Here is a 20,440-nt window from a genome sequence, read left to right as displayed (position 1 = left end):
GGCCTGCATGGGCGGCTGGGGATCGATCTTCATGACCGTGGCCCCCGACGGCGCGGTGCTGCCGTGCCACAGTGCCCGGCTCCTGCCGATGGCCTTCCCCAACGTGCGCGAGCAGCCGCTGCGCGCGATCTGGTACGACAGCGCCGCCTTCAACCGCTACCGCGGCGAGGCCTGGATGGTCGAGCCGTGCCGGAGCTGCGACGAGCGCCACCGGGACCACGGCGGCTGCCGCTGCCAGGCCTACCTGCTGACCGGCGATCCCGCCGCCGCCGACCCGGTGTGCGACCTGTCGCCGGACCATCCCCTGATCGAGGCCGCGCGTGCCGAGGCCGCCGACGACAGCCGCCCGCTGACAGCGCTGACGCCGCGCAACGCGCGCGAGTCGCGGGTGTTCTGTCGCGGGTGAGGCGACGGCCATAGGGCGAGTGGCAGGGGAATCGCGTACTCTCTCGCCCACCCTGCGGGGATCTGCCACGGGGGTCGTCTACTACCTTGGTAGGGGCACCGGGGGCCAGGGACGGCACCCAAGTGGCATATCCAGCGAGAGGGGGGCTTCCTATACTTCGAGTCAACCCGCCTCCGTTCGCCGAGAGCCGCTCATGGACATCGACCTTCCGACACCGACTGCCGACACTGCCGCTCGCCAGGATGCCGTGCTGATTGCCCAGTCACGGTCCCGCGACCCCGACATGGCCGCCCAGGACCTGGCGCGCAGCCTGCTGCACCCCTGGCTCGGGGGGGTGCTGTTCTTCTGCTCGGCGGAGTACGATCTCGCGGCCCTGGGTCTGGCGCTGGAGCAACATTTCGGTGGCGTGCGAGTGTGTGGTTGCACCACCGCCGGCGAGATCACCGATGAGGGCTATGGCCGCGGCGGCATCACCGCCATCGGGTTCGATCATCGCGACTTCGCTCTCGACTACGCGGTGATCGACGATCTCGACGATTTCTCGCTGTTGGCCGCGCAACAACTGACCGACCGCCTGCTCGATCAATGCCGGCAGGTGGGTATCGCACCGATCAAGGGCCATACCTTCGCCCTGACGCTGCTCGACGGCCTGTCGGCCAGCGAGGAGCGAGTGCTGGCGACGTTGAATGCGGCGCTCGGCAGCATCCCTCACTTCGGCGGCAGTGCCGGTGACGACAATCGCCTGGCCGGAACCCATGTCTACGGCGACGGCCGCTTCCGCACCGGCGCCGCGGTGGTGGTGATGCTCAATACCGCGCTCGACTTCGAGGTCTTCACCACCCACCACCTGCGACCGCTCGCCGACAAGCTGGTGGTCACCGCCGCCGATCGCGAGAACCGCCGGGTGATCGAGCTCAATGCCGAGCCCGCCGCCGAGGAGTACGCCCGGCTGGTGGGACGGCGGGTCGAGGAGCTCGACGAGGAGACCTTCGCCCGTCATCCGCTGGCGGTGCGCCTGCACGACCAGGCCTATGTGCGCTCGATCCAGCGGGTCAACGAGGACCTCAGCCTGAGCTTCTACTGCGCGGTGGAGAACGGCATCGTGTTGACCGCCATGCGCGCCGCACCGATCCTCGACGACCTGCGGGAGGTCCTCGACGGCATCGTGGCACGGCTGGGCCCGCCCCGGCTGGTGATCGGCTGTGACTGTTTCCTGCGTCGCCTGGAGATCGAGTCGGACGGCAAGAGCGAGGCTGCCTCGGCACTGCTGCGCGACTATCGCGTGGTGGGCTTCAACACCTATGGAGAGCAGTGCAATGGCATGCACCTCAACCAGACCTTCACGGGAGTCGTCATTGGCCAGTCACGTCGCGGTGGCTGATCCCAGCGAGCGCGAGCGGGAGCTCGAGCGCGAGATCGCCAAGCTCAAGCGCATCAACGCCGCCCTGATCGAGCGCGTCGAGGCCAGCAACCTGCCGCGCAGCGCCCCCTACGCTGCCTTCGAACACTCGGTGCTGCTCGCCGAGCAGGTGCGCGAGCGCACCCAGGCGCTCAACCAGACCACCCACGAGTTGCGGGCCAGCAACCGCCTGCTGGCGGAGGCCCGCGAGCGGGCGGAGACCGCCGGCCAGCACCTGGTCGATGCCATCGAGAGCATTACCGACGCCTTCGTGCTGTTCGATGCCGACCAGCGCATCCAGCGCTTCAACAGCCGCTTCGCCGAGTTCTGGCGACCGGCGGGGATCCGCATCCGCCAAGGCATGCACCTGGAGGACCTGCGCCGCATGGCGTTGAGCTCGGGGCTGGTGATCAGCGAGCAACTGGGGCACCGCGATCGGCGCACCGTCTACCGCTTGCACGACGATCGCTGGGTCCAGGTGCACCAGCGCCCCACCCGGGGCGGCGGCCGGGTGATCCTCTATGTCGATATCACCGCGCTCAAGCGCCAGGAGCATGCCCGTCGCGAGCATGCCCTGGCCCAGAAGACGCGGCTGCTGCAGGCCACCGTGGACAGCCTCTCCCAGGGGGTGGCGGTGGTCACCGCCGATGGCATGCTGGAGATGTGTAACCAGCGCTTTCGCGACCTGACCGGGCTCGAGGCACTCGGGGTGCCGCATGACCTGGCGGCGCTGTGTCACCGCAGCGAATTGATCGCCGCCGAGGATGCCCATGGGGTGACCGCAGCCTGCGAGCGTCGGCTCGCCGACGGCCGGGTGGTGGAGGTGCGCGGGCACGCCATGCCCGGCGGTGGTCAGGTGTTGACCTATACCGACGTCACCGAGCGTATTCGTCACACCGAGACCCTGCGTGAACGCGAACACTGGATTCGCACCATCACCGACGAACTGCCGGCGATGATCGCCTACCTCGACCGCGATCTGCGCTATGTCTTCACCAACCGTGTCTACGAAGAGTGGTACGGCTGGCCCCGCGACCTGCTGCTGGGCGGCGAACTGGAGGCCCTGCACAGCGCCGAGCATTGTGCCCGGCTGCGTCCCTACCTCGACCGGGCCCTGGCCGGGGAGAGCGTCTCCTTCGAGTTCCCGGAGCAGAGCGCCAGTGGCGAGCACCGGGTGCTGCTGCGCGCCTATGTGCCGCACTACGACAGCGAGGGCGAGGTGATCGGCCTGTTCGTGCTGATCCGCGACATCACCGAACGGCGGCGTACCGCCGAGGCCCTGCACCAGGCCTACCAGAACCTGGAGCAACGGGTGCGCGAGCGTACCGCCGAGCTGACCCAGGTCAATGGCCAGTTGCGCGAGGAGATCGCCGAGCGTGCCGCCGCGGAACAGCGCCTGCGCGAGGCCAAGGCCGAGGCCGAGGCGGCCAACCTGTCGAAGACCAAGTTCCTGGCCGCGGTCAGTCACGATCTGCTGCAGCCGCTCAACGCCGCTCGGCTGTTCACCGGCGCCTTGAGCGAACAGGACGCGGCGCCGGGCAGCCAAGAATTGATCGAGCAGATCGGGCGTTCGCTGAAGGACGTCGAGACCCTGCTCGGCACCCTGGTCGACATCTCCAAGCTCGATGCCGGGGTGGTGACCCCGGACGTCGACGCCTTCCCGGTGGCCGACCTGCTCGACGGCCTGGCCCGCGAGTATCGCCAGGTGGCGGCCAGCGAAGGGCTGGACCTGCACTACGTGCCGAGCCGTGTGGTGGTGCGCAGCGATATCCAGCTATTGACCCGGGTGGTGCGCAACTTCCTCACCAACGCCATTCGCTATACCGGCGAGGGGCGCATCCTGCTGGGTTGCCGGCGGCGTGCCGACGGCCTGGAGGTCATGGTCGGCGATACCGGCATGGGGATTGCCACCGAGGAACTGGGGGTGATCTTCCAGGAGTTTCGCCGTTCCCATGCCGCCGGCCGGCGCCAGGATCGCGGCCTGGGGCTGGGCCTGGCGATCGCCGACAAGATCTCGCGCATGCTCGAACATCCGCTCGCGGTGACCTCGGTCGCCGGGCGTGGTTCGCTGTTCAGCGTGCGGCTTCCCTACGGCGAGCTGGCGCCGCGCAGCCAGCTTTCCCAGGCGCCGAAGACGGCGGTAGGAGAGAGCGTGCTGGAGGGGCGGCGGATCTGGGTGGTCGACAACGATGCCGATATCTGCGAGGCCATGCGCGTGCTGTTGACGCGCTGGGGATGTCGGGTCGTGGTGGCCGACAGCGAAGCGTCACTGGCCGCCCAGGTGGCAGTGGCCACGGCCCCCGTCGATGCGCTGATCGTCGACTATCACCTCGACGACGGCGATACCGGCCTGGCGCTCGCCGAGCGACTCAATACCCGGCGGCGGGCGCCGTTGCCGGTAATGGCGATTACCGCGAATCACAGCGTTGAGCTCAAGCAGCGCATGCGCGAGCTGGGCTATGCGCTGCTGCACAAGCCGGTCAAGCCGCTCAAGCTGCGCATGGCACTGTCGCGGCTGGTCACGGGGCGCCTCTCGGATTAGGCACTCAGTGCTTGCGGAGATAGGCGCTGAAGTCGATATCGCTCGCCGAGAGGATCGCCTGGACCCGGTTGTGCACCCCGAGCTTGCGCAGGATCGCCGAGACATGGGCCTTGACCGTGGTCTCGGCGATATCGAGATGGTAGGCGATCATCTTGTTCGACTCGCCGCGGGTCATGTGCTCGAGGACCTGCAGCTGCTTGCGGGTCAGCGTCTCGAGCTGCTGCGCCGTGATGGCATGCTCGTCGCGGGAGGCGCTGCGCCGTGAGGTGCCACTGGCGCGGATGATATCCGACGGCAGGTAGATGTTGCCGTCGAGGATCTGGGCGATGGCCTGGGTCATCTGCTCACGGGGCGACGACTTGGTGATGAAGCCCACCGCGCCGTAGGTCACCGCCTGCAGGATCACCTGTTTCTCCTCCTCGGCGGAAATGATCACCACCGGGATGGTCGGCGCCTCGTTGCGCAGCTGGATCAGCCCGGACAGGCCGTGCACGCCCGGCATGTTGAGGTCGAGCAGGATCAGGTCGAGGTCGTCGTGCTGCTGCGCCAGGGCCAGGGTCGAATCGAGATCCTCGGTCTCGAGGATCTCGGCATCGGTGAAGCCATCGCGGATGACGCGGCCGATGGCCTCGCGGAAGAGCGGGTGATCGTCGGCGATCAGCAGTTTGTACATGGCAGAGGCCTGATTGTCGTCGTTGTTATCGAAGTATGGGCCAGGTGATTCATCACGACCTCTCCCGTGGGCATTCAGCATGGGGGCGGCGCCTCGATTCGTTGTCGTGATGCCGTTCATTGAACGACATGTCGTGCGCCGGTGGGAATGCCACCATTGTCTCTGTGGAGAGGCACCAAAGTACTATTCTGGCGGATGAATGCCCTTCGTTATCGTGAAGACATGAACCGACACACTCCCTCGCCACGGCATCGTGCTTCCTGGTTGGCATGGTGCCGATTCCTCGTTGCCCTGTGGGTGGGGGCAGGCGGCATGGTGTTCTCGGGTCCCCTGGCCATCGCGGGTGAGATGCCGGTGCTGAGGCTGAGTGTGTTGCAGTTCGGCACGGCTCACTGGGAGCTGGATCATATCCGACGTCAGGGGTTGGATCGGCAGGCGGGGTTCGAACTGGAGGTGCGGCTGGTACCCCATTTGCCGGCCTCGCACATCGCCGTTTCCAGTGGCGACGTGCAGGGCGCCGTCGTCGATCTGCTGTGGGCACAGGCTCGCCATGAGCAGGGTGAGCCTTACCTCTATCTGCCGTTTTCCTCCTCGATTGGCGAAATCCTGGTAGCCGAGGATTCCGGCATCGACTCCATCGTCGACCTGCGGGGCAGGCGAATCGGCGTGGCCGGCGGGCCCGACAGCAAGGGCTGGGTGTTGTTGAAACGAGTGGCGGCCGACCGGGGCCTGGACCTGGAACGGGAAGCCGATGTCAGCTATGCGGCCCCGCCGCTGCTCAACGAGGCCCTGCGGCGGGGCAGGATCGACGTGCTGGTCACCTACTGGCATTTCGCCGCCAGGCTCAGGGCGGCGGGTGACGCCCGCACGGCGTTCAAGATGGCGGACCTGCTCGATGCCCTGTCGCTGGATCGGGACCTGCCGGTGCTGGGCTACGTATTTCGCGAGGCGTGGGGGCGCGAGCACCGCGACCTGCTCGATCGTTTCGCCGAGACCCTGGCCGAGGCCAAGCGGCATTTGGCCGAGGAGCCGTCGCACTGGACGGCGATCCGCTCACTGATGCGGGTGGAAGACGAGGCCGACTTCGAGGCGCTGCGCGAGGGCTTTGTCGCCGGCATACCGGCACCGCTGGATGACCGGCGCATCGCCGACCTGCAGACGCTGTTGACGCTGACCGGCGCCGCGCCGGACCGGGTGATGCCCGACCGGCTGTTCTATCGGGCCGATGCCGAAGGGGAGGGGCCATGAGGGTCGCGCCCTGGACCCACTGGGTCGCCCTGCCGGCGGCGCTGCTGGCCTGGGCGGTGGTGGCCGGGATGCTGGATTCCCCCCTGCTGCCCACGCCCCTGGCCGTGCTCGAGACCCTGTGGGGAGAAGTACAGGCCGGTGAGCTGCAGCACCACCTGGGGGTGACGCTGCGCCGGGTCATGCTCAGCTTCGCGCTGGCCATGGCGCTGGGCACGCTGATCGGTGTGTGGATGGGCCGCTCGCCGCTGATCAATGCGCTGCTCGATCCGCTGCTGGTGCTGTTCCTCAATCTGCCGGCCCTGGTCACCATCATCCTGCTCTATGTCTGGATTGGCCTGGTGGAAGCGGCGGCGGTGCTGGCGGTGGTGATCAACAAGGTGCCCAATGTGGCCGTGACCGTGCGCGAGGGGGCGCGTAGCCTGGACCATCGGCTGGAGCAGATGGCCGAGGTGTACCATTTCACCCGCTGGCAGCGCCTGGCGCATGTGTGGACCCCGCAGCTGTTTCCCTACCTGATGGCGGCGACCCGGGGCGGGCTGGCGCTGATCTGGAAGATCGTTCTGGTGGTGGAGCTGCTGGGCCGCTCTGACGGCATCGGCTTCCAGCTCCATATGGCATTTCAGGTGTTCGATGTGGCCGGCATCCTGGCCTACAGCCTGGCGTTCATCGCCGTGGTGCAGGTGATCGAGCTGGCCGTGCTGCAGCCCATGGAGCGGCGCGCCTCGCGCTGGCGGAGCGTGGGGGAGCACCATGCTTGAACTGCGTATCGAGTCCCGCCGGCCCGTGTTGGGCGATATCGTCGCCCATGTCGCCGAGGGCGACCGCATCTGTCTGCTGGGGCCCTCGGGCATCGGCAAGACGACCCTGCTCAATGCCATCGTCGGGCTGGACAAGTCGATCCCTGCCGGCGAGGTGAGACGGCTCCCGAACCTGCGGATCGGCTACCTCTTCCAGGAGCATCGGCTGCTGCCGTGGCGCACCCTGCGCCAGAACCTGAGGCTGGTGGGTGTGCGGTCGCACGAGGTGGAGCCGCTATTGGCCCAGGTGGGGCTCGCCGGGTGTGGGAATCACCTGCCGGATCAGCTGTCGCTGGGCATGGCGCGTCGCGCGGCCCTGGCACGCTGCCTGGCCGTCAAGCCGGACCTGCTGCTGCTCGACGAACCCTTCGCGTCGCTCGATCCCCAGCGGGCACAGTCCCTGCGCAGGCTCATCGGCGGGCTGCTGGAAGCGCGCCCGCGCATGGCGATGATCTGCGTCACCCACGACATCCACGATGCCGGGGAGCTGGCCAACCGGATCTGGTACCTCGATGGCCAGCCGGCCCGGCTGCGGTGCGATGAGCGGCTGATGAGTGGCGGTGACGTTGCGGGTATTACCCGGATGTTGCACCGTCGCGAGGACGATGTGGTCTGACGCCCCCCGGCTCGCCTTCTGCCGGATCCGCGGTGCCGATGACGGGGCCGGTAGCAGCGGTCTCCGTGTCCTTGGGGTCGAGGGACCCGAGACCGGTGTCGTCCTGTCGGGTGCCGTCGTCTGTGGCGCTGTCGTTGCCGAACATGCAGCGTGCCAGCATGGCGGCTCTGGCCGGAGTGCTGGTGAGGGGGAATCGGGACATGACAGGAACTCCTCTCGGTGGAGTCATCCCCGGCGGCCAGCAGCCGCAACGGAGGGAACGGGGCCATGGGAGAAGACTAGGCGGATCGGGCCAGGCACCGATATATGCCGATGGTCGCGATTGACAGGTACTTAGGGCCCATGCCGATGGAGGGATGCCCGCGGGGTATCGCTTCCTTCTTGACCATCGCCAGACGCCGGACTTCTTGTGATGGATCAGTCGTTCGGCGGTAACGGTCCGGCGCAACACGACTGGTGAGTGTCATGATCGGCACTGCGGCAACACAGGCGGGCGCCAGGACCGGCAGGGACGTCGGTCAGAGGCCCTGCCCGCGCTGCAGATGGAAGGTCGCGGCCGCGATCAGGCCGAACAGCCCGGTCAGCCCCAGGCACCACAGCAGCGGGCCAGCCGCCAGTTGCGCATAGAGCGCAAAGCGCACCAGTTCCACCCCGTGGGTGAAGGGGTTGTAGGCGCTCAGCCAGTACAGCCAGGGCCCCGCCTCCTGCATCTTCCACAAGGGGTAGAGCGCCGAGGAGAGGAAGAACAGCGGGAAGATCACGAAGTTCATCACCCCGGCGAAGTTCTCCAGCTGGCGAATGGCATTGGCCAGTACCAGCCCCAGGGTGCTGAGCATCAGCGCGACCAGCAGCAGTGCCGGCAGGGCCGTGATCAGCCCCAGCGTCGGCGGCCGGATGCCGTACCACCAGGCGATGGCGAGGAAGGCATAGACCTGGACCACCGACACCAGCGAGATCGCCAGGACCTTGCACAGCAGCAGGAAGGGGCGTGACAGCGGACTCATCAGCAGTACTTTCATGCTGCCCATCTCGCGGTCGTAGACCATCGACAGCGAGCCCTGCATGCCGTTGAACAGCAGGATCATGCAGCACAGCCCCGGGGTAATGTAGACCTCGTAGACGATGTAGGTGCCGTAAGGCGCCATGATCGAGATGCCCAGCACGGCGCGAAAGCCGGCAGCGAAGACCACCAACCACAGCAGGGGGCGTACCAGGGCGCTGAAGAAGCGCGTACGCTGCTGGACGAAGCGTCGCCACTCGCGACCGCTGACCCCCACGAAGCAGTGCAGGTAGGCGCCAGCGTTCATGATGCCCCCTCCCTGACGGTACCGCCGGACGTGGCGGTAAGACGATGGAAGGCCTCCTGCAGCGTCTGGGTACCGGTATGGGTACACAGCGCCTGTGCCTGGCTGTCGGCGATCACCCGGCCGGCACACAGCACCACCACGTGATCCGAAGGCACAATCTCGTCGAGCAGGTGGGTCGTCCACAGGACCGTCATGCCGCGTTCCCGGCACAGGGTGCGCACATGCTCGTTGAGCGCCTGGCGGCTGGCGGTATCGAGCCCCGCGCTGGCCTCGTCGAGGATCAGCAGTGCCGGCTCGTGCAGCAGCGCCCGGGCGATTTCCAGGCGGCGTCGGTGGCCGCCGTTGAGCAGCCGCACCTTGTCGTCGGCACGCGCCTCGAGATGTTGACGGGCCAGCTCGCGGTCGCAGCACTCGCGAGCCTGGCGTCGCCCCAGCCCATGCAGCGACGCATGGTAGAGCAGGTTCTGACGGACGCTCAGATCGAGATCCAGGGTCGGCTGCTGGAAGACGACGCCGAGGTGTCGCCGTGCATCGCGCGGCCGCCGCGACAGTGGATGACCGGCGACGCGGATCTCGCCGGCCTGGCCCCGCAGCAGCCCGGTGACCAGGGCGATCAGGGTGCTCTTGCCGGCCCCGTTGGGGCCGAGCAGGGCGTGGAAGCCGCCCCGTGCCAGGCAGACATCCACCCGCTCGAGCGCCTGGTGGGCCCCGTAGCAATGGCTGACACCGGCGACCTCGAGCATCGGGCCGGGCACACCCGTGGGGCGAGCGACGCTATTCATGGCGCCACGACCACGCCCCAGGGATAGCGGCCGACCGCGATGGACCGGGTGACCTGGAGGCTGTCGACATCGATCACGGACACGTCTCCGCTGACGCCATTGGTGGTCAGCAACTGGCTCTCGTCCTCGGTCAGTGCCAGTTGCCACACCCGCCGCCCCACCAGCAGGTAGTCGAGGATCTCGTAGCTCTGGGCGTCGACGACCGCCACATGGTTGGCGGGCCCCAGTGCCACGAACGCATAGCGACCGTCGGAGGTCAGCGCGATGCCGACCGGCTGCACCTTGTCCTGATTGACGCCACGAATCCTGAAGTCCAGCGTCGCGATCTCTTCCAGCTCATCCACATCGATGATGTGGACCGTGCCGCCGATTTCCGCGGAGGCCCAGGCAATCTTGCCGTCGCGGCTGAACTCGACGTGACGGGGGCGCTGGCCGACCACCATGTTCTTCTTGATCTCGAAGCTTTCGGTGTCGATCCAGTGCAGCATGCTGGAGGTTTCACTCGTGTTGACTGCCCATTTTCCGTCCGGGCTGACTGCCATGCCTTCCGGCTCAATGCCAACGTCGATCTGCGCCAGAACATCCTTCGTCTGAACGTCCACTACGGTCACGATGGCATCGTCTTCGTTGGCGATGAACAGCCAACGATCGTTGGGATGCAAGGCGAACTGTTCGGGGTCTTCACCCGACGGCAGGGTATCGATGATCTTGCGGGTTTCCAGATCCATGATCTGCACGGTGTCATCGTCGCTGGCGCAGATATAAAGCCTGGTATGGTCCTTGGAGAGCAGGATGCCTCGGGGGCGCTGGCCGACCGGGATCGTCTCGACCACTTCCAGGGAGTCGATGTCGATCACGGAGATGCTGTTGTCCTTTTCGTTGGACACGTAGGCCAGGCTGGCCAGAGCGGGAGCCGAGAGTCCCATCAGGGTCGCCAGCACAGAACTACGGAGAATATTCTTCATGTGAGTTTTCCTTCGGTTGTTCATGCAGCAATGGGAGATCACTGGCCGGCTAGGAGTCGATGCGGCAGTCGCTTTCCGCCTCGTCATATCCCAGGGAGTCGAGATCGGTTACCGGGTGAAGGAAGCCTTCGAACGGAGCGGTGGCAACGAGACCCTGGGGGTGAACCAGTGGAATCGGTTGGCGAAGCTGACCGTTCCACGGGCGATAGCTGAGCTTGCGGCCCTTGAAGGCGGCCAGTTGAAAATCATCGGAGAGCAGGAAGTCGCGAATCGCACCGGACTCCGCGGCATCGAGCCGGGTCACGGCGGTGCCCAGGGATCGCACGCCGGCCCAGGCGGCATAGTCATTACCGTTCATGTCACGCCCGGCCAGGTCTCGGAAGCGGTTCTGCAGCTGGGCGGCTCCCCAGCTTTCCACGACCCGGTGCCAGGCCTCCGGCGACATGCCCTGCGTGCCTACCACCGGCCGGGGCAGCCAGGTATTGAAGGGAACGTATTCACCGAAGTCTCCCCGTACATCGGCCACCAGCACGACATCGTAGTCGTCCGATTGGGTGAACAGAGGCAATTCCTGTGACGCCGTGCGTCGCAGATCGGCGTCGAAGGTCCAGGGTTTGTCGTCAACGATTGTCAAGCCGAAGCGTGTGGCGGCGCGGCGAAAGGCCTCTGCCCAGGCAAGGTCACTGTCGGTCGGACCGGTGATCATGAACACCTTCTTCCAGCGCCGCAGGTTGAGCCACTGGGCAAGACCATCCGTGAGCATCGCGTAGCTGGGCTGGGTGTGCATGACATTGGAATGGCACGTCGTTGTGCGCAGTTCATCGTCCCTCGCCCCGGCATTGAACAGCAGCGCTTTACCCGTCGTCCTGTTCGCCATGGTGGCCAGCGTGTCGGCCGGAACCCGCAGCACGAACAGAGTGATCCCTTCTTCCAGCATTTGCTCGATGGCTTCCTGTGCCCGGTCCTCGGAGTCCACCACCCGTGACGTCAAGGTGTAAAGATGCTCCAGGAATCGGCCGGTGGTGTTGTTGTCCTCGATGGCCAGTTCGGCGCCACGCAGGCCAGCGTCTTCCGGCTCCGGGGTGACATTGGAAAGGACGGGTCCCTGGTCCGGTACCCACTGGATATAACCGATGCGGATATCCATCCCCATGGCGGCCAATGGCATCGACATCCAGCCGACAAATAACATGGCCATGAGGAGTTTTTGAGAGGTGAACATGGCAGTCTCGAGAGTTGTCGTTATTGCAGAGAGTTTAGAGTGAGGGGGAAAGCACGGAAATATTCAGAAAGTAGCAATGCGTGTGTACTAAAGTACTATTCCGATCGATCAGTGTGTCGATAGCATGGGTTTCATCACCAGTTAGAGGGGTGGAAAATGAGTGCCTATGCGCGGATCGCGCTGCTGATGTTGGCGGTGTTCATCGGTGTATATAGTGTCGGGATATTTCTGTTTATCCAGCAGGGGCGTCATGATGTCCTGCGCGAACGGGAAGCTGCGACGATAATTGCACGTGCCATCGGCCACCCCGACCGGCTCGAGCCGGGCGTGGTGGCGGCGGTTCGCCATATGCTCCCGGAAAGTCCACTCGGCAGGGGCGCCTCGGCAAACGAGGCGCCGGAATTTTTTTCCCGGCTGCTGGTGGAGAAGGGCCCGTTGCCGAGGGTGGAAGGCTGGGTGATCGACCCTGGCGATGAAGTGGAAGAGATATGGGAAGGCTTCGTGTTGATTTCGTCCGCCTACGGCGTCGGGATGCTGATGTGCTTCGTTGCGCTGTTCTGGGCGGTTCGGCGTGGCGTCCATCCGCTGCGTTCGCTGGGGGAGGCGATGGAGGCCCTGGCGGCCGGTCGACTGGCGGCGCGCTTGCCGCGTCAAGCCACCCTTGAGCTGGACCAGTTCGCGATGCGGTTCAATGCGATGGCGGCGGCGCTCGAGATAGAACAGCAGACGGTGGCTCGCCTGCTGAACGAGTTGTTGCAACTCCAGGACAGGGAACGGGCCCATATCGCCCGAACCTTGCACGATGACCTGGGGCAGTATCTGACCGGAATCCGTGCGCAGGCCAGAAGCTGGGTCCACGAACCGGACCTGAGCGAGGCGCAACGGGAGCAGGCACGCCAGTTGGCAGTGCATTGCGAGACGGTGCACGCCCATTTCCGCGGCCTCCTTCAGGATCTCCACCTCCTGGTCATGGAGCAACTGGGGTTGGGATCCGCCATTCAGCACCTGGTGGAGCAGTGGCAGCAACTCAGCGGGTTGCGTTGCGAGCTGGTGCTGGACGAGAGCCTGCCGGACCTGGTGGGAGAGGACCAGACCCACCTCTATCGCTTCCTGCAGGAAGCGCTGAACAACATCTCGCGCCATGCCGAGGCCACTCAGGCCACGCTGGCGGTCGGGCGTGTCGCGCAGGGCCTGCAGGTGGCCGTTTCCGACAACGGTCGCGGCGGCCTGGTCCTGGGGGAGCGTATCGGCCTCGGCATACGTTCGATGCGTGAACGAGCGCGCTGCCTGGGAGGCACGGTCGCGTTCAGCAGCGAACCCGGGCGGGGCGTACACGTCAGCTTGACCATTCCGCTGTGACGAGCAGGAGGTGACCATGAAGATCCTGATCGTTGACGATCACCTGGTGGTGCGCCAGGGCATCGCCAACCTGCTGCGCAACCTGCTGCCGGGGTTGACGGTAGCAGAAGCGGACTGCGGCCAGGCGGCCCTGTCCGGCTATGTCGATGTACTGCCCGACGTGCTTCTGCTGGACATGGGACTGCCGGACATTTCCGGGCTGGAAGTGGCACGACGCATTCGCGGGCGCTGGCGCGGTGCCCGCATCCTGTTCTTCACCATGCACGACGAGCTGCCCATGGTCCGCCAGGCGCTCGACATCGGCGGCCTGGGTTTCGTCTCCAAGAGCTGTGCCCCGGAAGAACTGGCCGAGGCCGTCAGACGGGTGGGAGCGGGCCAGCCCTATATCGAACACCGCATCGCCACCCGGCTGGCCATGAATCAGGAGCGTCCGGTGGATCAGCGCCTGCGCGACATGACCCAGCGTGAAATGGAGGTCCTGCTGATGTATGCACGTGGCGAGGCCATCCCGGGGATTGCGCGTCGGTTGTGCATCAGCAACAAGACCGTCTCCAACCACCTGGCACTGTTGAAGAGCAAGCTCCAGGTGACCTCGACCATCGAGCTGATTCACCTGGCCGCCGATGCCGGCCTGGTGCGTTACGGCCAGCGGCGTGACACTCGGCCGGGCTAGCGGGGTCACCAGTCGAACGGGCAGGCATTGCAGCCCTCCATGTAGGTGCCCACGAAGGTCGCGTAGTGAATCCGCGCGCCGCTCAGGTCGGCCTCCGCCAGATTGGCGGCATTCAGCTTGGCTTCCTGCAGGTTGGCATCCGTGAGGTCGGCCCCTTCCAGGTCCGCCTTCGGCAACCAGGCGATCTCGAGATTGGCGGCGCGAAGATTGGCCCGCTGCAGGTTCGCTCCGGACAGGCGGGCAAACTCGAAGTCGGCGCCGGTCAGGTCCGAGTCGCGCAGATCGGCCCCCTGGGCAAACAGGTAGCGGGCGTCCGCCCCGCTGAAGTTGGCGCCTGCCGCGTTTGCGCCCTGAAGGGTGGCCCGAAACAGGCGCGCCCGTGCGCCCGCCACATCCACCAGGGTGGCGCCCCTCAGGTTGGCTTCCCGAAGGTTCGCATGGCGCAGGATGGCGCCGCTGAGATCGGCCCCGGAGAGGTCGATGCCGTGGAGGTCGCGGTTGGCGAGATCGGCGCCCCGCAGGTCGAGGCCCCGGCAATCGGCACCCGGCTCGAGCACGCAACCATTGATGGTGTCGTCCGGGGCATCACCGACGGCAGGGAGCGCGCCGAGCGAGCCAGCGAGCAGACAAGCGAACACGGTATGTTTCATGGTGGTTCTCCGGCGAAGCAAGAAGACCCGGCGGGGCCGGGTCAAGTGGGGAGTCACGTCATTCCGCTGCCCAACTCGGCAGCTTGAAGGCCCAGAACGAACCGCCCTGGGAGATGGGGCGGGTCAGCTCCGCCATGTCGCCTCCCCACAGCGGGACCGCGCCACCGTAGCCTGAGGCCACGCCGATGTACTGCTCTCCGTCCATTTCCCAGGTGATGGGGGAGGAGATGATCCCGGAGCCGGTCTGGAACGACCAGAGTTCCTCGCCGGTGTCGGCATCGAAGGCCTTGAAGTAGCCGTCACCGGTACCGGTGAATACCAGCCCCCCCTTGGTTGCCAGCACACCCGCCCATAGCGGCAGCGGCTCCTTGTGTTCCCAGGCGACCTCGCCGGTCAGCGGGTCCAGAGCCCGTAGGGTACCGACATGATCGTCATACATACGCTTGATACGGAAGCCCTGGCCCAGATAGGCGGAGCCCTTGTTGTAGGTCACCTCTTCGGTCCAGTAGTCCTCCATCCAGTGGTTGGCCGGAATATAGAACAGGCCGGTATCCTGGCTGTAGGCCATGGGGTTCCAGTTCTTGCCACCGAGGAAGGGCGGGGAGACCTCGATGGATTCCCCCTTGCTTTCGCCGGGTTTCAAGGGAGGGGGGCGCTGCCCTTCGACCTCGACAGGCCGACCGGTCTCCGAGTCGATATGCGTGGCCCAGGTGATGTTGTCCACAAACGGGAAGCCCTTGAGGAACTCGCCATTCTCGCGGTTGACCACATAAAAGAAACCGTTACGGTCGGCATGGGCGGTTGCCTTGATGGTCTCGCCGCCTTCGTCATACTCGAACAGCACCAGTTCGTTGTTGCCTGAGAAATCCCAGGCATCGTTCGGGGTATGCTGGTAGAACCACTTCACCTCGCCGGTGGTGGGATCGACGCCAACCTGGCCGGATGTATAGAGGTTGTCGTAGTCCTGCGGGTTGCCACCCGGCGAGGTGCGCTTCCAGGTGTTCCAGGGGGCCGGGTTGCCGGCGCCAATGATGATGGTGTTGGTTTCCACATCGAAGCTGGCGCTTTGCCAAGGAGCACCACCACCGTGGCTCCAGGCTTCCACCTTGCCGGTCTCGGTCGTGGGGTCGTCGGGCCAGGTCGGGGCGTCAGGGTCGCCGGTGGGCGTGCTCTGCTCGCCGTTCAGCCGTCCGTAGTGCCCCTCCACGAAAGGACGCATCCAGACTTCTTCGCCGGTATCCGGGTCACGGGCAAAGAGCTTTCCGACGATGCCGAATTCATCACCGGAAGAACCATGAATCAGCAGCACCTTGCCGGTCTCCTGATCCTTGACCAGGGTGGGGGCGCCGGTCATGGTATAGCCCGCCTCATGGTCACCAAACTTCTCGCGCCACACGACGTCACCGGTGTCCTTGTCGAGGGCCACGATGCCGGCATCCAGGGTGCCGAAGAACACCTTGTCGCCGAAGATGGCGGCACCGCGGTTCACTACGTCGCAGCAGGGGCGTATGCCTTCCGGCAAGCGGTGACTGTAGTCCCAGATCTTCTTGCCGGTACGAGCGTCCAGTGCGAACAGGCGGGAGTAGGAACCCGTTACATACACGACGCCATCGTGCACCAGTGCCTGGGTTTCCTGGCCGCGCTGCTTCTCGTCGCCGAACGAGAACGTGTAGGCCGGAACCAGGCGTTCAACGTTCTCCTTGTTGATCAAGGTCATCGGGCTGTAGCGCTGCGCCTTGGGACCGATGCCATAGCCGAGTACGTTCTCGGTCGTCTGGGCATCGTTCTCTATGTCTTCCCAGGTGACGGCCTTGGCATGGGCGTTCGCCACCAGACCAGCGGCCGACCCCATGAGCAAGGCAAGGGCGATGCCTTGAACCAGGGGGCGTTGCGTTCTGCTTGTTTTCATGGTGTTTCCCCTTCATGTCTGAAGTGACAAGCGCAACCGGTGCGGGCTTTCCTGCGGTGCGCTGGGGATGAAGTATCAGCACTGGAGAATCCGCCAGGCGACGGAATATCGCACTGTAGACCCGGGAAAAAACCAGTAGAACTCGGGAGAAGTGCCCGCCGGCTTGCCTATGGCTTGTATTCTTTCAGCTTTTCCGATGTTGATGGCTGACGTCCTGCTTTGGCGCCTCTTCCTCGTGGCTACTACCAAGGAACGGGGGTGAAGGCTCGAAAGTGGCATTCGGGGTGGGTTAGGGGGGGGCTAGACTTGGATCACATTGCCGACCACCCACTCTCGACAGTGGCGGTTCGGACCACGAGCATCCAACAGAGGTAATCGGTATGACAGCTCCCTTCCCTCTCAAAACATGTGTTGCGGCCGGCCTGTTGGGGTGGGCGGCACTGGTCATGGGCCATGGCGACGTGACACCTCAGGAAGTCGATACCGGGAGCCTTCCCGTGCTGGGTTCCGAGCCGTTGACGGAGAACCCCTTCCGCACCGGTAACGAGCACGATGACTATCATGATGAGGCGATCAAGGTCGGGGAGAGAGGGTACTCCGGGAACTGTGCCGGCTGCCATGGTATCCAGGCGCAGTCGGGGGGGCTGACGCCGGACTTGCGCGAACTCGAAGAGTGGGATGACGAATATTTTATTGGTCGTGTGCTGAACGGGACCGACCGGGGAATGCCATCCTTCAAGAGCAACCTTGACCAGAATGCTATCTGGGCAATCAAGACGTATGTCGAGTCGGTCAAGGAGTGACGCCACGGTTCCATGAAAGTGAGGGGGAGAAGAGTCATGCTGTTGATTCGATGGCTTGCCGTTTTCACGCTGGCATGGAGCGCACTCTCGAATGCGAGCGAGTCGATCCTCGAGCGTGCTCCCGAGAGAACCCATGACATCGTCATCGAGTCGGGTTACTTGAATGTCGGGGTCTATCGTGACTTTCCGCCCTACTCCTACGAGAAAGAAGGGGAAGCGGTCGGCGTCGATATCGATATCGGCAGGAAGATTGCCGAAGGGCTCGGCGTGGAGTTCCGCGTCTACTGGATTATCCCCGACGAAACCCTGGACGACGACCTGCGAAATCATATCTGGAAAGGGCACTATCTGGCCAAGCGCCGCATCGCCGATGTCATGCTGCGCGTGCCCTATGACAAGACGTATGCCTATATGCGCGATTCCACCGGTGAGGTGATCAATGATCAGGTCGTCATGTTCGCGCCCTACCAGAGGGAGCAGTGGCAGATCGCCTACGACACCCACGACATGGACGATGTGGGAACGATGGCGGTATTCCAGTATCACCCCATCGGCGTCGAGATCGATACCTTGCCGGCGACATACCTGACGTCTGCCTTTGCGGGTCAATTGCGCGACACTACGCACCATTTCGCCAACATTCGTCAGGCCTTCAAGGCGATGGCCGACGGTGAGGTGAGCGCGGTCATGGGGATGCGGGCCGAGATCGACCATGAGCTGGGTATCCATTCTGGTCAGTCTTTCGAGGCGGCCGGCAATGGCTTTCCGGGAATGGGCAGGCAGGCCTGGGACGTTGGCATGGCTGTCAAGCACACGCACCGACAGTTGGGATATGCGATCGAAGAGATAGTGGATCGTTTGGTGCGCGAGGGCGAGATCGCCGAGATCTTCGAGCGCCATGGGTTGCGCTATGGCATGCCCGCGTTCTACGAGGAAATCCTGGGTGCCGAAGATGAGGACTCGTCATGACAGGAAACTGGCTACGGCTGATTGGCCTGGCGCACGGGCCCTCGGTAACCGCAGGCACTCCCTGCGGTTTTTTTGTGCGCTTGAAGGTCTTACTACCAAGTGATGAGGGAAGTCGTGCGAGGGTGCGATTGTTGCCGGAAAGCTTGCCGACAAGAATTGCTCGGGAGACGGGAAGACTTCCCGGTGTGCCGCGAAATTCTGAAAACAAGAGAGTGAGAGCGCAACCATGAAATTGAATCCAGTCGGTCGACAGTTTGCCTTCAGTGTACTTGCGCTGGCCGTGTCCTCTGGTGCGTATGCGGTTACCGATGAGGATATCATGAACGATCACGACACGGCCGATGCCGTGGTCAGCTATGGCATGGGGCTGCAGGGCCAGCGCTACAGTGCCATCGATATCCTGAATGCGGACAACGTCCAATTCCTGCAGCCAGCCTGGGCGTTCTCCTTCGGTGGAGAGAAGATGCGAGGCCAGGAGTCCCAGCCCCTGATCAAGGATGGGGTGATGTACGTGACGGCTTCGTATTCGCGTGCCTATGCCATCGACGCCAGAACCGGTGAGGAGATCTGGCAATACGACGCCCGCTTGCCGGATGGCATCATGCCGTGCTGTGACGTGATCAACCGCGGCGGTGCCCTGTATGGCGACCTGTTCTTCTTCGCGACACTCGATGCGAAATTGGTCGCCCTGAACAAGGAGACGGGCAAGGTCGTATGGATCAAGCCGGTGGCGGATTACCAGGAAGGGTACTCCATCACCGCCGCGCCCATGATCGTCAAGGGCAAGCTGATCACCGGCGTCTCCGGCGGTGAGTTCGGCATCGTCGGCAAGGTCGAGGCGTATGATCCGAAGACCGGGGACAAGCTGTGGACCCGCCCGACCGTCGAAGGGCACATGGGCTATGTCTACCGGGATGGCGAAGCCATCGAGAACGGCATCTCCGGTGGTGAAGCCGGCAAGACCTGGCCGGGTGACATGTGGAAGACCGGCGGGGCGGCGACCTGGCTGGGTGGGACCTACGATCCGGATACCGACACGCTCTTCTTCGGTACCGGCAATCCGGCACCCTGGAACTCGCACCTGCGCCCCGGGGACAATCTCTTCTCTTCCTCCCGGGTGGCGCTCGACCCCGATGACGGCAGCATCAAGTGGCACTTCCAGACCACGCCCAACGATGGCTGGGACTATGACGGTGTCAACGAACTGATCTCCTTCGACTACGAAGAGAACGGCACGATCGTCAAGGCGGCCGCCACCGCCGACCGCAATGGCTTCTTCTATGTCCTCGATCGTAACGACGGCAGCTTCATTCGTGGCTTCCCGTTCGTCGACGAGATCACCTGGGCCGAGGGGCTCGACGAGACCGGACGGCCGATCTTTACCGAGGGACGGCCAGGCAACCCCGCCGATGTGGAGGGCGAGAAAGGGGAGACCGTGCTGGCCCGTCCGGCCTTCCTGGGGGGCAAGAACTGGATGCCCATGGCCTATAGCCAGGATACCGGCCTGTTCTACGTGCCCTCCAACGAATGGGCCATGGATATCTGGAACGAACCGGTCTCCTACAAGAAAGGGGCGGCCTATCTGGGAGCGGGTTTCACCATCAAGCCGGCCAACGAGGATTACATCGGGGTGCTCAGGGCCATGGATCCGAAGACCGGTGAGGAAGTCTGGCGCCATGAGAACCGCGCTCCGCTCTGGGGCGGTGTCATGGCCACGGCGGGCAACCTGGTATTTACCGGTACCCCCGAGGGCTACCTGAAGGCGTTCGATGCCAGAACCGGTGAAGAACTGTATCGCTTCAATACCGGCTCCGGCGTGGTCGGCACACCCATCACCTGGACCATGGGCGGCGAACAGTATGTCTCCGTCGCTTCGGGCTGGGGAGGCGCGGTGCCGCTGTGGGGGGGCGAGGTGGCCAAGGTCGTCAAGGAGTTCAACCAGGGCGGCATGCTGTGGACCTTCAAGCTGCCCGGGGAACATGCCGGTCAGGATCTGGCCAATCGCTGAGCGCTGCCCGGCCCGGTGTTGCCGGGCCGGGTAACGACCGTGAGGCTCGCGACCTACGACCAAAGGACCCTGTTGCCACCCTCCATAGCAGCATGGGCCGTCCGTCAGATTT

The 20,440-nt window shown here is 64.6% G+C and carries 18 protein-coding genes; 11 read left to right on the top strand and 7 right to left on the bottom strand.

Features of this window, described 5'->3' with window-relative positions:
* The 3 genes from AC5W54_RS09360 to AC5W54_RS09350 all read left to right on the top strand — a co-directional run.
* On the top strand, positions 1–406 hold a 406-nt coding region (locus AC5W54_RS09360; RefSeq protein WP_495961809.1), incomplete at its 5' end, for an SPASM domain-containing protein.
* Positions 407–599: 193 nt separating this feature from the next.
* A complete protein-coding gene (gene nosP, locus AC5W54_RS09355) occupies positions 600–1,787 on the top strand; it encodes a nitric oxide-sensing protein NosP (protein WP_495961808.1) in 1,188 nt (395 codons plus the stop codon).
* On the top strand, positions 1,762–4,347 hold the full coding sequence (locus tag AC5W54_RS09350) for a hybrid sensor histidine kinase/response regulator (protein WP_495961807.1): 2,586 nt from the start codon (positions 1,762–1,764) through the stop codon (positions 4,345–4,347). Before nosP ends, AC5W54_RS09350 begins: the two co-directional genes overlap by 26 nt.
* 4 nt (positions 4,348–4,351) lie before the next feature.
* Here the strand turns inward: AC5W54_RS09350 and AC5W54_RS09345 are convergent, their stop codons facing one another.
* Positions 4,352–5,020 carry a response regulator gene (locus AC5W54_RS09345; protein WP_495961806.1) on the bottom strand — a complete coding sequence of 223 codons (669 nt, stop codon included), beginning with the start codon at positions 5,018–5,020 and terminating at the stop codon, positions 4,352–4,354.
* Between the two features lie 222 nt (positions 5,021–5,242).
* On the opposite strand from AC5W54_RS09345, the gene AC5W54_RS09340 reads away from it, so the two are divergent.
* From AC5W54_RS09340 to AC5W54_RS09330, 3 genes are read left to right on the top strand one after another with little or no spacing between them, the layout of a single operon-like run.
* Positions 5,243–6,268 (top strand): ABC transporter substrate-binding protein, encoded by a 1,026-nt coding sequence (locus AC5W54_RS09340; protein WP_495961805.1) that lies wholly within the window; start codon positions 5,243–5,245, stop codon positions 6,266–6,268.
* The gene (locus AC5W54_RS09335; protein ID WP_495961804.1) at positions 6,265–7,026 is read left to right on the top strand and encodes an ABC transporter permease; all 762 of its coding nucleotides are present in this window, start codon (positions 6,265–6,267) and stop codon (positions 7,024–7,026) included. Before AC5W54_RS09340 ends, AC5W54_RS09335 begins: the two co-directional genes overlap by 4 nt.
* The gene (locus tag AC5W54_RS09330; protein ID WP_495961803.1) at positions 7,019–7,681 is read left to right on the top strand and encodes an ABC transporter ATP-binding protein; all 663 of its coding nucleotides are present in this window, start codon (positions 7,019–7,021) and stop codon (positions 7,679–7,681) included. Before AC5W54_RS09335 ends, AC5W54_RS09330 begins: the two co-directional genes overlap by 8 nt.
* Positions 7,682–8,199: 518 nt before the next feature.
* On the opposite strand, the gene AC5W54_RS09325 is transcribed toward AC5W54_RS09330, so the two are convergent.
* The 4 genes from AC5W54_RS09325 to AC5W54_RS09310 are packed head-to-tail and all read right to left on the bottom strand — an operon-like array spanning position 8,200 to position 11,957.
* On the bottom strand, positions 8,200–8,988 hold the full coding sequence (locus tag AC5W54_RS09325) for an ABC transporter permease (protein ID WP_495961802.1): 789 nt from the start codon (positions 8,986–8,988) through the stop codon (positions 8,200–8,202).
* Positions 8,985–9,770 (bottom strand): ABC transporter ATP-binding protein, encoded by a 786-nt coding sequence (locus AC5W54_RS09320; protein ID WP_495961801.1) that lies wholly within the window; start codon positions 9,768–9,770, stop codon positions 8,985–8,987. Before AC5W54_RS09320 ends, AC5W54_RS09325 begins: the two co-directional genes overlap by 4 nt.
* Positions 9,767–10,735, bottom strand: a complete 969-nt coding sequence (locus AC5W54_RS09315; RefSeq protein ID WP_495961800.1) for a YVTN family beta-propeller repeat protein — start codon at positions 10,733–10,735, stop codon at positions 9,767–9,769. The genes AC5W54_RS09320 and AC5W54_RS09315 overlap by 4 nt, the downstream gene beginning before the upstream one ends.
* 49 nt (positions 10,736–10,784) lie before the next feature.
* Positions 10,785–11,957: an ABC transporter substrate-binding protein gene (locus tag AC5W54_RS09310; RefSeq protein ID WP_495961799.1), complete on the bottom strand. Its 1,173-nt coding sequence runs from the start codon at positions 11,955–11,957 to the stop codon at positions 10,785–10,787.
* Positions 11,958–12,113: 156 nt separating this feature from the next.
* Here AC5W54_RS09310 and AC5W54_RS09305 point away from each other — a divergent pair, with 156 nt between their 5' ends.
* A complete protein-coding gene (locus AC5W54_RS09305; RefSeq protein ID WP_495961798.1) occupies positions 12,114–13,316 on the top strand; it encodes a sensor histidine kinase in 1,203 nt (400 codons plus the stop codon).
* Positions 13,317–13,332: 16 nt separating this feature from the next.
* Entirely contained in the window at positions 13,333–13,989 is a 657-nt protein-coding gene (locus AC5W54_RS09300; protein ID WP_495961797.1) for a response regulator, read from the top strand.
* A gap of 5 nt (positions 13,990–13,994) precedes the next feature.
* On the opposite strand, the gene AC5W54_RS09295 is transcribed toward AC5W54_RS09300, so the two are convergent.
* Positions 13,995–14,639 carry a pentapeptide repeat-containing protein gene (locus AC5W54_RS09295; protein WP_495961796.1) on the bottom strand — a complete coding sequence of 215 codons (645 nt, stop codon included), beginning with the start codon at positions 14,637–14,639 and terminating at the stop codon, positions 13,995–13,997.
* Between the two features lie 58 nt (positions 14,640–14,697).
* Positions 14,698–16,548 (bottom strand): PQQ-dependent methanol/ethanol family dehydrogenase, encoded by a 1,851-nt coding sequence (locus AC5W54_RS09290; protein ID WP_495961795.1) that lies wholly within the window; start codon positions 16,546–16,548, stop codon positions 14,698–14,700.
* A 380-nt stretch (positions 16,549–16,928) separates the two neighbouring features.
* Between AC5W54_RS09290 and pedF the strand changes: the two genes are divergently transcribed.
* From pedF to AC5W54_RS09275, 3 genes are all read left to right on the top strand, one after another.
* A complete protein-coding gene (gene pedF / locus AC5W54_RS09285; RefSeq protein ID WP_495961794.1) occupies positions 16,929–17,351 on the top strand; it encodes a cytochrome c-550 PedF in 423 nt (140 codons plus the stop codon).
* Between the two features lie 36 nt (positions 17,352–17,387).
* Positions 17,388–18,320, top strand: a complete 933-nt coding sequence (locus tag AC5W54_RS09280; RefSeq protein ID WP_495961793.1) for a substrate-binding periplasmic protein — start codon at positions 17,388–17,390, stop codon at positions 18,318–18,320.
* Positions 18,321–18,546: 226 nt separating this feature from the next.
* Positions 18,547–20,328 carry a PQQ-dependent methanol/ethanol family dehydrogenase gene (locus AC5W54_RS09275; protein WP_495961792.1) on the top strand — a complete coding sequence of 594 codons (1,782 nt, stop codon included), beginning with the start codon at positions 18,547–18,549 and terminating at the stop codon, positions 20,326–20,328.
* The last annotated feature ends 112 nt before the right edge of the window (positions 20,329–20,440 follow it).

This window comes from Halomonas sp. LMYGS-3, assembly GCF_059509875.1.
This window is presented reverse-complemented; position numbering and strand designations above follow the sequence as displayed.